The organism is Bordetella genomosp. 9, assembly GCF_002119725.1.
Taxonomy (GTDB): Bacteria; Pseudomonadota; Gammaproteobacteria; order Burkholderiales; family Burkholderiaceae_B; genus Bordetella_C.
The window spans coordinates 3,888,673-3,904,750 of record NZ_CP021109.1 but is presented as its reverse complement, the minus strand read 5'-3'; the positions used below and the strand labels follow the sequence as shown (position 1 = coordinate 3,904,750).

16 protein-coding genes and 1 tRNA gene are annotated in these 16,078 nt (G+C 66.1%); 10 read left to right on the top strand and 7 right to left on the bottom strand.

Annotation, left to right across the window (positions count from 1 at the left end):
• Window positions 1-8: 8 nt before the first annotated feature.
• Together CAL13_RS17995 and CAL13_RS17990 are read left to right on the top strand one after the other, a co-directional pair.
• On the top strand, window positions 9-1,013 hold the full coding sequence (locus CAL13_RS17995; RefSeq protein ID WP_086073135.1) for an FAD binding domain-containing protein: 1,005 nt from the start codon (window positions 9-11) through the stop codon (window positions 1,011-1,013).
• Between the two features lie 16 nt (window positions 1,014-1,029).
• Window positions 1,030-3,261 carry a xanthine dehydrogenase family protein molybdopterin-binding subunit gene (locus CAL13_RS17990; protein ID WP_086073134.1) on the top strand — a complete coding sequence of 744 codons (2,232 nt, stop codon included), beginning with the start codon at window positions 1,030-1,032 and terminating at the stop codon, window positions 3,259-3,261.
• A gap of 57 nt (window positions 3,262-3,318) precedes the next feature.
• Here the strand turns inward: CAL13_RS17990 and CAL13_RS17985 are convergent, their stop codons facing one another.
• The 3 genes from CAL13_RS17985 to CAL13_RS17975 all read right to left on the bottom strand — a co-directional run bounded on the left by CAL13_RS17985 (window position 3,319) and on the right by CAL13_RS17975 (window position 4,933).
• Entirely contained in the window at window positions 3,319-3,885 is a 567-nt protein-coding gene (locus CAL13_RS17985) for an SRPBCC family protein (RefSeq protein WP_086073133.1), read from the bottom strand.
• A gap of 19 nt (window positions 3,886-3,904) precedes the next feature.
• Window positions 3,905-4,210, bottom strand: coding sequence for an ArsR/SmtB family transcription factor (locus CAL13_RS17980; RefSeq protein ID WP_086058590.1), 306 nt, complete (start codon window positions 4,208-4,210; stop codon window positions 3,905-3,907).
• 108 nt (window positions 4,211-4,318) lie between these two features.
• Window positions 4,319-4,933, bottom strand: a complete 615-nt coding sequence (locus CAL13_RS17975) for a TetR/AcrR family transcriptional regulator (protein WP_086073132.1) — start codon at window positions 4,931-4,933, stop codon at window positions 4,319-4,321.
• Window positions 4,934-5,038: 105 nt separating this feature from the next.
• On the opposite strand from CAL13_RS17975, the gene CAL13_RS17970 reads away from it, so the two are divergent.
• On the top strand, window positions 5,039-5,779 hold the full coding sequence (locus CAL13_RS17970) for a 3-oxoacyl-ACP reductase family protein (protein WP_086073131.1): 741 nt from the start codon (window positions 5,039-5,041) through the stop codon (window positions 5,777-5,779).
• Window positions 5,780-5,886: 107 nt separating this feature from the next.
• Here the strand turns inward: CAL13_RS17970 and CAL13_RS17965 are convergent, their stop codons facing one another.
• Window positions 5,887-6,912: an aldo/keto reductase gene (locus CAL13_RS17965; protein ID WP_086059578.1), complete on the bottom strand. Its 1,026-nt coding sequence runs from the start codon at window positions 6,910-6,912 to the stop codon at window positions 5,887-5,889.
• 283 nt (window positions 6,913-7,195) lie between these two features.
• Between CAL13_RS17965 and CAL13_RS17960 the strand changes: the two genes are divergently transcribed.
• The 3 genes from CAL13_RS17960 (at window position 7,196) to CAL13_RS17950 (ending at window position 10,286) form a co-directional block, all read left to right on the top strand.
• The gene (locus CAL13_RS17960; RefSeq protein ID WP_420042462.1) at window positions 7,196-8,128 is read left to right on the top strand and encodes an NUDIX hydrolase; all 933 of its coding nucleotides are present in this window, start codon (window positions 7,196-7,198) and stop codon (window positions 8,126-8,128) included.
• A 158-nt stretch (window positions 8,129-8,286) separates the two neighbouring features.
• Window positions 8,287-9,219 (top strand): carboxylating nicotinate-nucleotide diphosphorylase, encoded by a 933-nt coding sequence (gene nadC, locus CAL13_RS17955; RefSeq protein ID WP_086073130.1) that lies wholly within the window; start codon window positions 8,287-8,289, stop codon window positions 9,217-9,219.
• A gap of 86 nt (window positions 9,220-9,305) precedes the next feature.
• Window positions 9,306-10,286, top strand: a complete 981-nt coding sequence (locus CAL13_RS17950; protein WP_086073718.1) for a tripartite tricarboxylate transporter substrate binding protein — start codon at window positions 9,306-9,308, stop codon at window positions 10,284-10,286.
• Between the two features lie 8 nt (window positions 10,287-10,294).
• Here CAL13_RS17950 and fabI read toward each other — a convergent pair whose 3' ends face one another.
• From fabI to gloB, 3 genes are all read right to left on the bottom strand, one after another.
• Window positions 10,295-11,077, bottom strand: a complete 783-nt coding sequence (gene fabI / locus CAL13_RS17945; RefSeq protein WP_086058585.1) for an enoyl-ACP reductase FabI — start codon at window positions 11,075-11,077, stop codon at window positions 10,295-10,297.
• Between the two features lie 132 nt (window positions 11,078-11,209).
• Window positions 11,210-12,646, bottom strand: a complete 1,437-nt coding sequence (locus CAL13_RS17940) for a transglycosylase SLT domain-containing protein (RefSeq protein ID WP_086058584.1) — start codon at window positions 12,644-12,646, stop codon at window positions 11,210-11,212.
• A 7-nt stretch (window positions 12,647-12,653) separates the two neighbouring features.
• Complete coding sequence (gene gloB / locus CAL13_RS17935; protein WP_086073717.1) at window positions 12,654-13,466, bottom strand: hydroxyacylglutathione hydrolase; 813 nt, start codon at window positions 13,464-13,466, stop codon at window positions 12,654-12,656.
• 19 nt (window positions 13,467-13,485) lie between these two features.
• Here gloB and CAL13_RS17930 point away from each other — a divergent pair, with 19 nt between their 5' ends.
• From CAL13_RS17930 to CAL13_RS17915, 4 genes are all read left to right on the top strand, one after another.
• Window positions 13,486-14,250, top strand: a complete 765-nt coding sequence (locus tag CAL13_RS17930) for a class I SAM-dependent methyltransferase (RefSeq protein WP_086058583.1) — start codon at window positions 13,486-13,488, stop codon at window positions 14,248-14,250.
• 78 nt (window positions 14,251-14,328) lie between these two features.
• On the top strand, window positions 14,329-14,844 hold the full coding sequence (gene rnhA / locus CAL13_RS17925) for a ribonuclease HI (protein WP_086073129.1): 516 nt from the start codon (window positions 14,329-14,331) through the stop codon (window positions 14,842-14,844).
• Window positions 14,845-14,934: 90 nt separating this feature from the next.
• The gene (gene dnaQ, locus CAL13_RS17920; protein ID WP_086058581.1) at window positions 14,935-15,672 is read left to right on the top strand and encodes a DNA polymerase III subunit epsilon; all 738 of its coding nucleotides are present in this window, start codon (window positions 14,935-14,937) and stop codon (window positions 15,670-15,672) included.
• Between the two features lie 190 nt (window positions 15,673-15,862).
• Window positions 15,863-15,937: transfer RNA gene (locus tag CAL13_RS17915), tRNA-Val, on the top strand.
• Window positions 15,938-16,078: the final 141 nt, after the last annotated feature.

The window sequence follows — 16,078 nt, the reverse complement described above, 5'->3', positions numbered from 1 at the left end:
AACGCAACATGGAAATGTTCGAACTCACGCGGCCCCGCGACGTGCAGGACGCGGTACGGGCGGGCGCGATGGCGCGCACCGCGCAGCAGGGCGCCGACGTGCGCTATCTGGCCGGCGGCACCACGCTGGTCGATCTCATGAAGCTGGACGTCGAGCGTCCCAGGCGCGTCGTCGATATCAATCGCCTGGGTCTGGACCGCATCGAACCCCTGCCTGGCGGCGGCGTGCGCATCGGCGCCATGGTGCGCAATGCGGATCTCGCCAATGACGCCACCATCAAGCGCGATTACGCGGCGTTATCACAGGCCCTGCTGTCCGGCGCGTCGGCGCAGCTGCGGAATATGGCCACCACCGGCGGCAACCTGCTGCAGCGAACCCGTTGCGTGTATTTTCGGGATACCGCGTCGGCGTGCAACAAGCGCGATCCGGGCAGCGGCTGTTCCGCCATCGACGGCTACAACCGCAATCTCGCCATTCTGGGGACGAGCGACCGCTGCATCGCCTCGAATCCGTCGGACATGAATGTCGCGATGATGGCCCTGGAAGCGACGATACACATACAAGGCGCCAACGGCGAACGGACGGTGCCCATCGGCGACTTCTACACCTTGCCGGGCGACACGCCGGAACGCGAAACCGTACTGGAGCCCGGCGATCTGATCACGCATGTGACGCTGCCCTCACCGCCGCCGGGCAGCCGTTCGGTTTATCTGAAGCTGCGCGATCGGGCGTCGTACGAGTTCGCCCTGGCGTCGGCGGCCGTCATCGCGGTGGTCGAGAACGGCGCCATGCGTCACGTCCGGGTCGCCCTGGGCGGGGTGGGCACGCGCCCGTGGCGCGCACCCGAAGCCGAGTCGGCGCTCGTTGGGAAGGCGCCCGGCGAAGACGCGTTCCGCGCCGCCGCGGATGCGGCCTTGCAGGATGCGCGTCCGCAGAGCCAGAACGCATTCAAAGTGGAGTTGGCACGGCGCTGCCTGGTGCACGCGTTGAAGCAGGCCACCCAGACCGCGTGATACAGGAGCACCAACCATGAATACCGTTGCAGACCGTTCCGTGTCGGATGCCGCCGGCATCATCGGCCGCGCCACGCCGCGCATCGACGGCCCGCTGAAGGTCAGCGGCCGCGCCAGCTATACGTCGGACTTCCATTTTCCGGGGATGCTCTACGCCGTGCCGGTGTGCAGCACCATTGCCAACGGGCGCATCGAGGCCTTGGATCTCGCGGAAGCGGAAGCCATGCCGGGGGTGCGCATGATTCTGCACCGTGGCAACATCGGCAAGCTGTATCGCGTGCAGGGGGCCAAGGTGGACGAGACCCGTCCGCCCTTCGACGATGACGTCATCCGCTATTACGGCCAATATGTCGCCGCGGTCGTTGCGGACACGTTCGAACAGGCCATGGCGGCCGCCAACGCGGTGAAGGTGCGTTACAGGGCCGACAAGCCGCAGGTGGCCACTGCGCTGTCGCCCGATACGAAGCCGGAGGTCAAAAGCCAGCGTGGCGACGCAGACCCCGCTTTCGAGGCGGCCGCGGTGAAGGTCGATCAGACCTATATCACTCCGGTGGAAACCCACAATCCCATCGAGCTGCATGCCACCGTCGCCGTTTGGGACGGCCAGGCCTATACGCTGTACGAGACCACCCAGGCGGTGGCGAATCACAAGGCAGTGATGGTCCAGCAGCTGGGTACGACGCCCGAGAACGTACGGGTGGTCTCCCGCTTTCTTGGGTCGGGTTTCGGCGGCAAGCTTTGGCCGTGGCCGCATTGCGCGATCGCCGCGGTGGCGGCGCGTGAGACCGGCCGGCCGGTCAAACTGGTGCTGACGCGCCAGATGATGTTCCAGAATGTCGGCCACCGGCCCATCACCCAGCAGCGCATCCGCCTGGGCGCAACCCAGGATGGCAAACTGGTATCGCTGCAGCAGGACTATGTGACGCAGACATCCATCCTGGACGACTACGAGGAGAACTGCGCCGAGGCCACGCCGCACATGTACAGCACGCCCAACCTGCGCGTGACCGCGGCGCTGGCGCGCCGCCACATGGGCACGCCGACGCCAATGCGCGGCCCGGGCGCCGTACCCGGGCTGTTTGCGCTGGAATCGGCCATGGACGAACTGGCCGTGGCGCTGAAAATGGATCCTGTGCAATTGCGGCTGACGAACGAGCCGGAACATGACGAAAGCAATGGCCTGCCGTTCTCGTCCCGCCACTTGGTGGAATGCATCCGGCTAGGCGCCGAAAAGTTCGGCTGGCCGCAACGCACACCGGAAATCGGCTCCATGCGGCGCGACGGCAAGATCCTTGGCTGGGGCATGGCCTGCTGTTCCTGGCTGGGCGCGCGCCAGCCCACGCACGCGCGCGTGGATTTGAAGGCCGATGGCAGCGCCCACGTGGCGTGCGGCACGCAGGATATCGGCACGGGCACCTACACCATCATGGCGCAGCTGGTCAGCGCCGAGACTGGCATCGCGCCCGAGCGTATCGACGTGATGCTGGGCGACACCGCGCTGCCGGAAGGTCCGGTCTCCGGCGGATCCACCGTGACGTCGTCGGTCGTCCCGGCGGTATTCCAGGCCACGCGCGCGGCCGTGCAGTCGGTATTGCAGCTGGCCTGCAAGACAGACGGTTCACCGTATTCGGGCCGGAAGCCGGAAGACCTGGCCTTGACGGCGGGACGCGTCCACCTGAAGGGCCGGCCGCCCGAAAGCGGCGTGAACTTCGGTGAAATCATCGCCGGGGCGGATCTGATGGCGATCTCCGGCGAGGGCAGCGAGACAAGCGGCAATTTCGGAAACGATCCGCTCAAGCGCAAGTACTCCATCAATTCCTATGGCGTGCATTTCGCCGAAGTGGAATGGCAACCCGAAATTGCCCGCATGCGCGTGAGCAGGGTGGTGACGGTGATCGACGCCGGCCGCATCCTGAACCCTCGTCCGGCGCGCAACCAGATCGAGGGGGCGATCGTCATGGGCGTCGGCATGGCGCTTTTCGAGCACACGCTCTACGACGATCGTTCCGGCAAGCCCGTCAACAATAATCTGGCGGATTACATCGTTGCTTCGAACGCCGACACGCCGGAAATCGACGTGACGTTCCTGGACCATCCCGACCCGGTCTTGAACGAGCTCGGCGCCCGTGGCGTGGGCGAGATCGGGCTGGCGGGCACGGCCGCGGCCATCACCAACGCCATCTATCACGCAACCGGCCTGCGGGTGCGCGAACTGCCGGCGACAATCGAGGACTTGTTGCAGGCTTGATCGGTTACCCGCCAGAGCGTGGCGCCGGTCAAGGTGACCGGCGTTTTTCCTGGGGCGTCAATCCGCCGCCTGGGGCGGCCAGCTGGCCGGCTCCAGGCCGAACTGTTTTGCGTATTCGGCATTGAGCCGTTGCCAATCGCCGAACTTCAGCGCGTCCATGCCGACGATGCGGCCGACAGGCCGGTCCGAAAGCGCCCGATCGAGCACGTCCAGGCAGATATGCCATCCGGCCGCGCCCATCGAAATGAAGCCACGGTCGATGTTGTGCCATAGGGTGAGGCGCGTGCCGCCGCCGTCCAGCGGTTCGAGTTCCCAGCGCATGTCGTTGTCGCCCCACGTGTATTCGAGCACCCTTGGGGCTTCGGCACGCTTGATCCGGGTTTCGCTGGTCTGCGATACGGGCGCACCGACGGTGGACAGTCGTGCCGTGCCAACCGTGCCCAGGCTGCGGTCGCTGTCGAATGGAGCCCATTCCCGCAAATGTTCAGGTTCCGTGATGGCCTTCCATACTTTCTCCGGCGCATGGCGCAGTTCCCGGACCACCACGAGCGTCCATTTTTCCCCGTCCTTCCGGACCTGCATGCCGGCAGCGGGGCCGGGACGATAGTTCTCACGCTCGCTCATGTTTCGCTCCTTCAAGCCGCTATTCCATTTTGTCCAGATGCCGCTCCAGCGCATCGACATGGCCGGACCAGTACCGCCGGAATGGCGCCAGCCATGCATCGAGTTCCATGAGCGGCTCGGGTCTGAGGCGATACAGGCGCCGCTGCGCCTCGATGCGGGATTCAACGAAGCCCGCGTCGCGCAGGACGCGCAAATGCTTGGAGACGGATGGCTGTGACAGGCGCAGCTCCCGTTCGAGGTCCCCGACGGATCGTTCGGACGCCAGCAGCAGACCGAGGATGGCGCGGCGGTTCGGTTCGGCGACGATAGAAAAGGCGGATTCCATGAACCGAATATAACCATAGAGTTATATGCGTGTCGAGGAATTTTTAGCGGTTTGGCCGGCGGAGCGCGCTCCATCGTGATAGTTCCGGACGCGCAGGCATTGCGGTGTTCAGACCTGCCCGGGCCGCGTCAGCATTTCCCAGTTGGCCATGGCGCAATCGATGACGGCTTCCAGCGCCTTGCGCGACGCGCCGTCCCGGGCCTGGATCGACAGGCCGTTCAGCACGGCGATGTAATACGCGGACAACGCGTCGATATCGGCCTTGGCGTCGATTTCGCCTTCGGTCACGGCGCGCGCGAGCCGATCTCGCAGGAATCTGCCCAAGGCCAGCCGATGCTCGCGCAAGCTGTCGGCCACGCCGCGGTTCTGCACGGAGCAATTGATTGCGCCAAGCACCACCATGCAGCCGTGCGGCCTGCCGGGACGGGTGTATGCCCGGGCGTTGTCGCGCAGCATGGCTTCCACCGCCTGGCGGGCGGTGGGTTGATCCGCGATCGCCCGCCAGCTGGCGCCGCCTTCGCTGCTGCGATACAGGGCGACCGCTTCCAGAAACAGTGCCTCCTTCGATCCGAAGGCGGCATAAAGGCTGGGGGCGTTGATGCCCATCGCTTCGGTCAGGTCGGATAGCGAAACGCCTTCGTACCCTCGCGCCCAGAACAGCTCCATGGCGCGCCGCAAGGCGGCGTCCCGGTCGAAGTTGCGCGGGCGGCCTCGTGCGGCCATGCGGCTTCCTTTTTTATATCGTTCACTAAAAAAATTGTTGACAGGCGCGATGCGTGTCGGTGATTATTTTATAGCGTTCAATACATAAATTCCAGGGAGAGTCCCATGCAAGCATTGAAAGATCGTGTCGCGCTCGTGACGGGCGGCAGCCGTGGTATCGGGGCGGCGATCGCCCGCCGTCTCGCCCAGGACGGCGCGTCGGTGGCATTGACCTATGCGTCCAGTCCGGACAAGGCGGCCGCCGTGGCCGCGGAGATCCGCGCGGCAGGCGCGGACGCCGTGGCGATCCAGGCCGACAGCGCCGACCCGGGCGCGGTGCAGGCAGCGGTAACGCAGGTGCTCGAACGTTTCGGGCGGCTCGATATCCTGGTGAACAACGCTGGCATCCTCATCCCCGGCGCTCTGGACGAGATCGATCTGGACACTTTCGAGCGCACGATGGCCGTGAATGTGCGGGCGGTGTTCGTGGCGTCGCAGGCGGCTGCGCGGCACATGGGGCCGGACGGCCGCATCATCTCCATCGGCAGCTGTCTCGCCCATCGCGCCGGCCGCCCGGGCATCAGCCTGTATGCGATGAGCAAATCCGCCCTGATCGGCCTGACCAAAGGGATGGCGCGCGATCTGGGCGCGCGCGGCATCACCGTCAACATCGTGGACCCCGGGCCGACCGATACGGATATGAATCCGGCCGAAGGCGAACGCGCGGATGCCCTGCGCGCGGCGATGGCTCTCGGCCGCTATGGGCATGCCGATGACATCGCCGCCACGGTGGCGCATCTGGCGGGGCCCGGCGGGCGTTTCATCACCGGGGCGTCCATTCCCGTAGATGGTGGGATCAACGCTTGATGAACGTTGAGCCGGACGCTGGCGTGCGCGCCTGCTCCGGCGAGGGAAGGCGGCGATGACGGGCGGCGGCGCGGCCAGGCGTGCCGCCGCCATCGCCGCGCTGCGCTTCAAACGGGAGCAGGGTTGCGTTCCGCGAAGCCCGCCTGATGCCAGTAGGGGTAGGCCGGCGCCACCTTGCTGGCCGCGTCCAGCTTCGCGACCTGCTCCGGGCTCAGGTTCCAGCCGACCGCACCCAGGTTCTGACGCAATTGCGTTTCGTCGCGCGCGCCGATCAGGACCGTGCTGACGGTGGGCCGTTGCAGGAGCCAGTTCAGGGCGATCTGCGGAATCGTCTTGCCCGTTTCGGCGGCGACTTCATCGAGCGCGTCGATGACGCGATACAGGTATTCCTCCGGCACGGGCGGACCGTAGTCCGCGGTTTTGTGCAGCCTGCTGTTCGCCGGCAGCGGCTGGCCGCGGCGGATCTTGCCGGTCAGGCGGCCCCAGCCGAGGGGGCTCCACACCACCGCGCCGACGCCTTGATCCAGGCCCAGCGGCATCAGCTCCCATTCGTAATCGCGGCCGACCAGCGAGTAATAGGTCTGGTTGGCGACATAGCGGGGATAACCGTAGCGGTCGGCGACGGCCAGCGACTTCATCAAATGCCAGCCCGAGAAATTCGAGACGCCGGTATAGCGGATCTTGCCCGCGCGCACCAGGGTATCGAGCGTGGACAGCACTTCCTCCACGGGCGTGCGGGCGTCGAACCCATGCAACTGGAACAGGTCGATGTAGTCCGTGCCCAGGCGCTTCAGCGCGTTGTCGACCGCCTGGATCAGGTGGTAGCGGGACGATCCCACGTTGTTCGGCTCGTCCCCGAAGCGGAAGGTCGCCTTGGTTGACAGAATGACCTTGTCGCGGCGGCCCTTGATGGCTTCGCCCAGGATCGATTCCGAAGCGCCACGCGAATAAATGTCCGCCGTGTCGAACATGGTCACGCCCTCGTCCAGGCAGATGTCGATGAGGCGCCGCGCCTCGGCGACGTCGGTCTTGCCCCAGGCTTCGAACAGCTCGCCCTTGCCGCCGAAGGTTCCGGTGCCGAAACTCAATACGGGAACCTTGAAACCCGACGCGCCCAAATGCCGATATTCCATACATGCCTCCAGGGAAAAATGCGGAAGGAAGCGCGCCGGCGCGGGCATCCGGGATGTGGGAAGGCTGGCCCGCGCCGCCGCGCTGGATAAAGGCACATAGTGTGCCAATCCGGGACGGCGAAAAACCATGCCGGCCCGGAAACACATGTCCATCCGGTCAAAAAATGGAAAGGCCGGCCCTTATAATCGGGAGCCGCACGGCAGCGGGGGCGGTCATTCGCCAGAAGCCAGCCGTGCCATGCATCCGCCGCCGGACGCGGCGACGCCGCCATTCAAGCCGCCCTTGACCGAATCGATCGAAAACCGCGTCTCCGCCGAACTCGTTGCCGTGCTCGTGGCCGTCACCGATGGTCAGCCGCGCGTGCTGACCACCGAAGACGCGCATGCCTTGCCCGCCGGTCCCTTTCAATCCACGCACCGTTCGCTTCAGGCCGGCCTGCGCGCCTGGGTGGAAACGCAAACCCATCACCCTTTGGGCTACGTCGAACAGCTGTACACCTTTGCCGACCGGGACCGTGCCGAACATTCGGAAGCGCGCGTTATCTCGGTGAGCTACCTGGGATTGACGCGCGAGCTGGGCCGCACCGGCGTGGCGCGGGTCGGCTGGCAGGATTGGTATCGCTACTTCCCCTGGGAAGACCGGCGCGACGGCCCGCCGGCTTTCGTCGGCAGCCTGATCGAACCGCGGCTGCGCCGCTGGGCAAACAGCGGCCCGGCCGCCCAGCGGGGGCGGCGCTACGACCGCGTTGCCATCACCTTCGGCCTGGACGGGGCGGATTGGAACGAGGACATGGTGCTGCAGCGCTATGAGCTGCTGTACGAAGCCGGGCTGGTTCCGGAATCGGGGCAGCGGCCCATCCGCCCGCCCTTGCCCGGCACAGCGATGGTGCGCGACCATCGGCGCATTCTGGCGACGGGTATCGCGCGCCTGCGCGCCAAGATCAAATACCGGCCGGTGGTGTTCGAGCTGATGCCCGAGGAATTCACCTTGCTGCAACTGCAGCAGACGGTGGAGGCCCTGGCCGGCCGCGGGCTGCACAAGCAGAATTTCCGCCGCCTGGTGGAACAGCAGGACCTGGTGGAGGAAACCGGCGCCATGACCAGCGGCACGGCGGGCCGCCCAGCGAAACTCTTCCGCTTCCGCCGTGGCGTGATGCTCGAGCGCGCGATATCCGGCAGCAAGCTGCCGCTGGCCCGCGAACCGCACCTGGTCTGAGTCGCTTCCAAGTGTGGTGCGGTGCGGGGGCGCACGGCGTCGCGGATGCCGCTGGCCGGTCAGCCCATTTATGCTCACATTGAGAAAATCGTTGACAGGGAATTATGCTCAGAAATAGTATAAGTCCATCGCTTTCCTTTGCTTGGATAATACTCAAAATGAGCATAAACGTTTCGCCTCGCCTTTCGCCTGCCCGCGGGCCGGTCGTGCAACCATTGCGGCAGGAGGAGGCCGCGCCCGCCCCGCGTGCCGTGCCGCCGCTGCCGCAGGTTCTGCTGGAACCCGTGGTGCGCGCCGCGCTGCTGGAGGACCTCGGCCGAGCCGGGGATATCACCACGGACGCCATCGTGGAGCCAGGGCAACGTTCGCGTTTGCGGCTGGTGGCGCGCAAGCCCGGTGTGCTGGCCGGGCTGGACCTGGCGCGCCTTGCGTTCACCTTGTGCGACGCCGCCATTGAATTCCTGCCCGGTCTGGCCGACGGCGCGAGGCTGCGGCCTGGGGACGAGATCGCGGTGGTGTCGGGCCCCGCCCGCGGCATATTGACCGCCGAACGGACGGCGCTGAACTTCCTGTGCCACCTGAGCGGGGTGGCCACCGCGACGGCGGAGATCGCCGACGCGATCCGTCCTTACGGCGCGCGGGTGACATGCACGCGCAAGACTATGCCGGGACTGCGCGCGCTGCAGAAGTACGCGGTGCGGGTCGGCGGAGGAAGCAATCATCGCTTCGGCCTGGACGATGCGATCCTGATCAAGGACAACCACGTTGCGCTGGCCGGCGGGGTGCGGCCGGCGATCGAACGAGCGCGGGCAGCGGCGGGCCATCTGGTCAAGATCGAGCTGGAGGTGGATACGCTCGCGCAGCTGGAGGAGGCCCTGGCGCTGGGCGTGGACGTCGTGCTGCTGGACAACATGGACCTTGCCGACCTGCGCCGCGCCGTCGACATGGCGAAGGGCAGGGCGATCACCGAGGCTTCCGGCGGCGTGACGCCGGACACGGCCCCGGCGATTGCGGCGACAGGCGTGGACCTGATCGCCATTGGCTGGATCACACACAGCGTCCGGGTGCTGGACATCGGCCTGGACGCCTGACGGGGCGCGTGATGGGCGGTCGTGAAAAACATCGCGGCGCGAAAATGCGCGGCCGCGGCGCACTGGTCCTGTCGCTGGCGGCGGCGATGCTGGCCGCAGGGCTGGGCGCTGCCGGCGGCCAGTCCCGCGAAAGCGCGAAGCCGGGCGCGCACGCCGCCGAAACCGCGGCGGATTTTCCATCGCGGCCGATCACGATCATCGTGACCTTCCCGCCGGGCGGCGGCACCGACCTGCTGGCGCGCAAGCTGGGCGCTGCCTTGCAGCAGGACCTGGGCCAGCCCGTGGTGGTGGAAAACCGCCCCGGCGCCAGCGGGAATATCGGCGCGCGTGAAGTGGCGCAGGCCGCGCCGGACGGTTATACGCTGCTGATGGTCAACAGCTCGTATGCCATCAATCCGGGGGTCTTCCGCGATCTGCCGTTCTCGCCCAGGCATGACCTGAAGGCGGTGGTCAACGTCGCGTTCGTGCCTTCGGTGGTGGCGGCCGCCGCCCACTCGCCGTATCGAAATCTGAGCGATGCGCTGGCGTCGGCGGGCCGGGACGGCAAGCCCGCGGCCTATGCGTCCTGCGGCAACGGAACCCCTCAGCATCTGGCCGGCGAAATGCTGCGCATCGCCAGCGAGCGCCCGCTGCAGCATGTGCCGTATCGAGGCTGCGGCCCGGCATTGACCGACGTACTGTCCGGACAGGTGGACATGGGCATCGTTACGGCATCCAGCGCGGCGCCTTTTCTGGCGGCGGGCAGGTTGCGCGCGCTGGCGGTGACCTCGCCCCGGCGTTCGGAGCTGATGCCCGACGTGCCGACCGTTGCCGAGCAGGGATACCCGGGCTACTCGCTGGATCAGTGGCACGGTTTGCTGGCGCCGGCCGGCACGCCCGCGCCCGTCGTGGGCCGTTTGAATGCCGCGGTGGCGGCGATCATGAAGCGGCCCGAAACCCAGGATGCGTTGCGGCAGCTCGGCTACAGCCCGACGGCCAGTACGCCGGAGGCATTCCAGCGACTGATCGATGCGGATATCGACCGCTTCGCGGCGCTGACCGCCCGCATGGGCTTGCGGGCGGACTGACCCGGGTTTTATTCCATGCCGGGCACGATGGTGGAGAAGCCGGCATCGACGTGCGTGATTTCACCCGTCACGCCATTGGCCAGCTCCGAAAGCATGAAGGCGGCCACATTGCCGACATCGTCGATGGTCACGTTGCGGCGCAGCGGCGCATTGGCTTCGACGAACTTCAGGATGGACGAGAAGTCCTTGATGCCGCTTGCGGCCAGCGTTTTGATGGGGCCGGCGGAGATGCCGTTGGCCCGGATGCCCAACGGACCCAGGGCCGTCGCCAGATAGCGCACGCTGGCTTCCAGCGACGCCTTGGCCAGGCCCATGGTGTTGTAGTTGGGAACCACCCGTTCGGCGCCCAGGTAGGTCAAGGTCAGGACCGAGGCGTTGCGGCCTTTCATCAGCGGCAGGGCGGCCTTGGCCATGGCCGGGAAACTGTAGGCCGAAATATCGTGGGCGACGCGGAAGCCTTCACGCGACAGGCCTTCCAGGAAATCCCCGGCGATGGCTTCACGCGGGGCGAAGCCGATGGAATGCACCAGGCCATCCAGGCCGTCCCAGCGCTGTCCGAGCTGGGCAAAGGCGGCGTCGATCTGCGCGTCGTCCGACACATCGCAGGGCAGCACGATATCGCTGCCGAACTCGCCCGCGAATTCGGTGATGCGGTCCTTGAACCGGTCGCCGACGTAAGTGAAGGCCAGTTCCGCGCCTTCGCGATGGCACGCGCGCGCGATGCCGTACGCGATGGAGCGATTGGACAGTACGCCCGTGATGAGAATGCGTTTGCCGGCAAGAAAGCCCATGTGTCGATCCCTTGATGCGTCCAGAAAAGGGGCTATTTTAGGGGATCGCCGGCGCGCGCGCCGGAATTGCAAACGGTCTGCCGCGTACGGACGGGCAAGGCGCCGGCGATTGGCCGGCCCTGCCTGGCCGGCTTACCCGCGGACGCTGGTTCCCGGAACGCGCAGCACGCTGCCCACCTTCAGGTTGTTGCCCTTCAGGTTGTTGAGCGCCCGCAGCGCTTCGACAGTCGTGCTGTATTGCCGCGCCAGGGAGAACAGCGTGTCGCCGGAGCGAACCTTGTGCTGGCGTACATTGGGCCGCGCGCCGTTCACCTTGACGGATGCCATATGCGCCGTGGCGCTGCGCACCGAGCCGGAACGCGCCGGCGGTTCGTCATCCGATCCCGCCCCGGCGTTGTTCAGCGATGCGACCTGCACGCCGCCGCGGGCCGGAACCAGGAGGTGCTGTCCCAGCGCCACGCGCTTCTGCCGCTGCGGGATGTCGTTGAGATTGCGCAGCGTGCTCTCCGAGATGCCGAACCGCTTGGCGATCGCGGCGTAGGAGTCGCCGCGCTGCGGCTGGTACACCTGCCAGTTGGACAGCTGCCCCTTGTAGTTCTCCATGTTCGCATTGAAGATGGCGACACGGTCGGCGGGCAGGATCATGGTGGCATGCTGGCCGCGGATGACGGGCCGGTTGAACGAAGGGTTCAGGGCCTTGAATTCGTCCACCGGCATTTCCGCCAGGCGCGCGGCGACTTCGATATCGATGTCGCGGTTCTTCTGCACCGTCGCGAAGTAGGGCGCATTGTTCACCGGCGGCAGCACCACGGCATACCTGGACGGGTTGGCGATGATGTTCTTGATCGCCTGCAGCTTGGGCACATAGTTGCGCGTTTCCTCGGGAAGCTGCAGGGACATGTAGTCCGTCGGCAGCCCCGCCGCCTCGTTCTTCGCCATGGCGCGCTGCACGGCGCCCTCGCCCCAGTTGTACGAGGCCAGGGCCAGGTACCAGTCGCCCTGCATCTCGAAAAGCGATTCCAGGTAGTCGAGCGCCGCATTGGTCGACGCAATCGGGTCGCGCCGCTCGTCGCGCCACCAGTCCTGCTTCAGGTTGAAATGCTGGCCGGTTGTGGGGATGAACTGCCACAGGCCGGATGCCTGCGCGCGCGACAATGCCGTGGGGTTGTAGGCGCTTTCGACGAAGGGAAGCAGGGCCAGCTCGGTGGGCATGCCGCGCTGGTTGATTTCCTCGGTGATGAAGAACAGGTATTTGCCCGCCCGTTCCGCCATGCGCTGCACCGCTTCCGGATGCGACGCGTAGTACTCGGTCCATTGATCGACCAGCGGACTATGCAGGTTGGGGATGGCGAACCCGCGGCGGATGCGGTCCCAGACGTCGCGGGGCGGGTGGGTCAGGTCGATGGTGCGCGACGTGACCGTGGCGACGTAGCGGGTCGGGTAGCCGGGTTGCTGGGTGTCGAGATTGAGAGTGTCGTCTTTGAGCGCTGTTGCCTGCTTGTGCGTCGTTCCCGCGCATCCGGCGAGTACCGCCAGCAGCAGGGGAAAGATCAGTCGGAACAATTTCATCGATGGGTCACTTGAAGTTGTTTTTCCATTCGCGAAGTACGGCAAATACTTCGGCTGGCGAAGTCAGGGAGCGCCCGGCATGGAGCGCGGCAATCTGGGCAATCTCAACTTGCTGGGTGCGCAGGAACGGATTGGTCTCCCGCTCCAGCCCGATGGTCGAGGGAAGCGTGGGAAGGCCTTGCTCGCGCAGTCGCTGGGCCCGCTGGTACCACTGTTGCAGGGTGCGGTTGGCCGGTTCAACGGCCAGTGCCCAGCGCAAGTTGCCAAGAGTGTACTCGTGTGCGCAGCAAACTTGTGTTTCAGCCGGTAATGTTACGAATTTGGAGAGCGAGTGCGTCATCTGCTCCGGCGTGCCTTCGAAGAGCCGGCCGCAGCCGCCCGCGAACAGCGTGTCGCCGCAGAAGAGCACGGGTTCGACGCCCGCCGCGCGCCCGAAATAGGCGATGTGGCCCGCGGTGTGGCCGGGAACGTCCAGTACGCCCATGTCCACCTCCAGCTCGGCGAGGCTGACGCGGTCCCCTTCCTTCAACGGAAAGTCGCAGCGCGGCAGCGTTTCTCCCGCCGGGCCATATACGACCGCCCCCGTGGCGCGCGACAATTCAAGCACGCCTCCGACATGGTCGTTGTGGTGATGCGTGAGTAGAATGGCGCGCAATTGCAAGCCGCCATCGCGCAACGCGCGCAATACCGGTTCGGCTTCGCCGGGATCCACCACGGCGGCCATGCCCTGGCGCTGCAGCAGCCAAATGTAGTTATCGGAGAAGGCCGGCAGCGGCAACAGGGGAGCGCCGACGCCCGCGGGGGCGGAAGGGGCATGCATCATCATAGGAACCCATAGCGTGGCAGAAGAAAGTGCGCCGATTGTAGAACTCGCGGAATGGTTTCAGACGCCACCGGGTCAGTATGTGCTGCGCTGGGAGCAGTCGCAGTTCGACGCGGTGGTGGCCGACGTGTTCGGCTACCACGCGCTGCAGGTGGGGCTGGCCGAGCTCGACCTGCTTCGCGCGAACCGCATGCCGTTCAAGGCGTACGTCGGCACCATCATGCCCGAGCGCGACGTCGCGGCGCGCTGGCAGGCCTGCGCGCTGGCCGATCCGCGCGCGCTGCCCTTCGCATCGCAAAGCGTGGATCTGCTGGTGCTGCCCCATGCCTTCGAGTGCACCGACGCGCCGCACGACGTGCTGCGCGAGGTGGAGCGGGTGCTGATGCCCGAAGGCCGCGTCGTGATTTCCGGTTTCAATCCTTGGAGCCTGTGGGGCGCCCGCAACCGGCTTCCCGGCATGGAGCCGTGGCTGCCGCACGCGCCGTCGGCGCAAGTGTCGCTGGCGCGCGTGAAGGACTGGCTCAAACTGCTGTCTTTCGAGGTGGATCGCGGCCGTTTCGGCTGCTACGCGCCGGCGTGCCGCACCGATATCTGGCTGCAGCGCTGGCGCTTCATGGAAAAAGCGGGGGACCGCTGGTGGGCCGTGTGCGGCGCCGTCTATATGGTGTCCGCCGTCAAGCGCGTGGCCGGCATGCGCTTGATCGGTCCGGCGTGGAAACAGAAGCGCAAGCCTGCCGCCGCGGCGTCGGTGGTGGCGAATCGCCGATCCGGGCCGGCCTGAGCGGTTGGCCAATCGAGCCGCATTGCGCATTCAACCGGCAATGCGGCGTACAGATGTGAACGTAGTGCAGGGAGTGCAATGAAGGTGGGTAGTGTGACGGATACGGGCGCGCGGGCGGAAGGGGCAACGGCGGCCAGGCCGGAGCTGGAAGCGGTGGAGCTATGGACCGACGGCGCCTGCAAGGGCAATCCCGGCCCCGGCGGCTGGGGCGTACTGATGCGTTCCGGCCCCCACGAAAAGACCCTGCACGGCGGCGAGCGTGAAACGACGAACAACCGCATGGAGCTGATGGCCGTCATTCAGGGCCTGACGGCCCTGAAGCGGGCGTGCACAGTGACCATACACACCGACTCGCAATACGTCATGAAAGGCATGACCGAATGGCTGCCGAACTGGAAACGGCGCGGCTGGATCACGGCCGACAAGAAACCGGTGAAGAACGGCGATCTTTGGCGGATGCTGGACGAGCAGGTCGCGCGGCATCGCGTCTCATGGCGCTGGGTGCGCGGGCATGCCGGCGACCCGGGCAACGAGCGGGCGGACCAGTTGGCGAACCTTGGCGTGGAAGAAGCGCGGCGGGCGCGCGGGGCCTGATCGTGTCCGCGGCGGGGCGGGGTTTGCAAGAAATTTGAGGCGGGTACACTAACGCCCGTTGTCCTGTCTTCGCTTCCCATTGCGTCACTCATGCGCCAGATCATCCTCGACACCGAAACCACCGGCCTGGACCCCGCACAGGGGCACCGTATCGTCGAAATCGGCTGTCTCGAAATCGTCAATCGCATGGTCACGGGCAACACGATGCACGTGTACCTGAACCCCGACCGGGACAGCGATCCCGAAGCGCTGGCGGTGCACGGCCTGACCACGGAATTCCTTTCCGACAAGCCGCGCTTCGAGGACATCGCGGACGATCTCATCCGCTTCCTCGAAGGCGCGGAAATCATCATCCACAACGCCGCGTTCGATACGAAGTTCCTGAACGCCGAACTGGCGCGGCTTGGCCGCCCCGCCATGCACGAGTTCTGCGCCACGATCACCGATTCGCTGCTGCATGCGCGCGAACTGCATCCGGGCAAGCGCAATTCGCTGGACGCGCTGTGCGAGCGCTACGGTATATCGAACGCGCACCGCACGCTGCACGGCGCCTTGCTGGATGCGCGCCTGCTTGGCGAGGTGTGGCTGGCGATGACACGCGGCCAGGACGCGCTGTTGATCGACCTGGACGAGTCCGATGGCAATGCGCTGACCTCCGGCGTACAACTGGCGCGCTACGATGCATCGGCGTTGCCGGTGATCCGCGCCAGCGAGGAAGAACTGGCCGAACACCAGGCTTATCTGAGCGAGTTGGACAAATCGGCCGGGGGCGCCTGCCTGTGGCGTCAATGGGATCCCGCGCCGCAGCCGATCGCGGAAGCGGCCTGAGTCCTTGGGTCTGAGCGTTCGGGCCTGAGCGTTTCGGGCTGAGCGTTCGGTTCTGAGCGTTCAAGTCTGAGCGTCCAAGTCTGAGCGGTTTCAGCGTCTCGGTCTGAACGTTCAAGGCCGGTTCGTGCGCGGCCCCAATCCGGCGGTTTGCATTCGGCCAAAACTGCGTGCTAGAATCGCTGTCTCTCTTGGGCGGTTAGCTCAGTGGTAGAGCACTGCCTTCACACGGCAGGGGTCACTGGTTCGAACCCAGTACCGCCCACCAGATTCCCGTAGAGACCAATGGCTTGGCGCAGGCGCCAGGCCATTTTTGTTTTCAGGGCATATGGCTCAAGGTCCGGCTTTATCGCACCGGGCGCATCCCACCTCCTTCATCGCGCGTCGCATCCTGCCTGCGTTCCCGGCG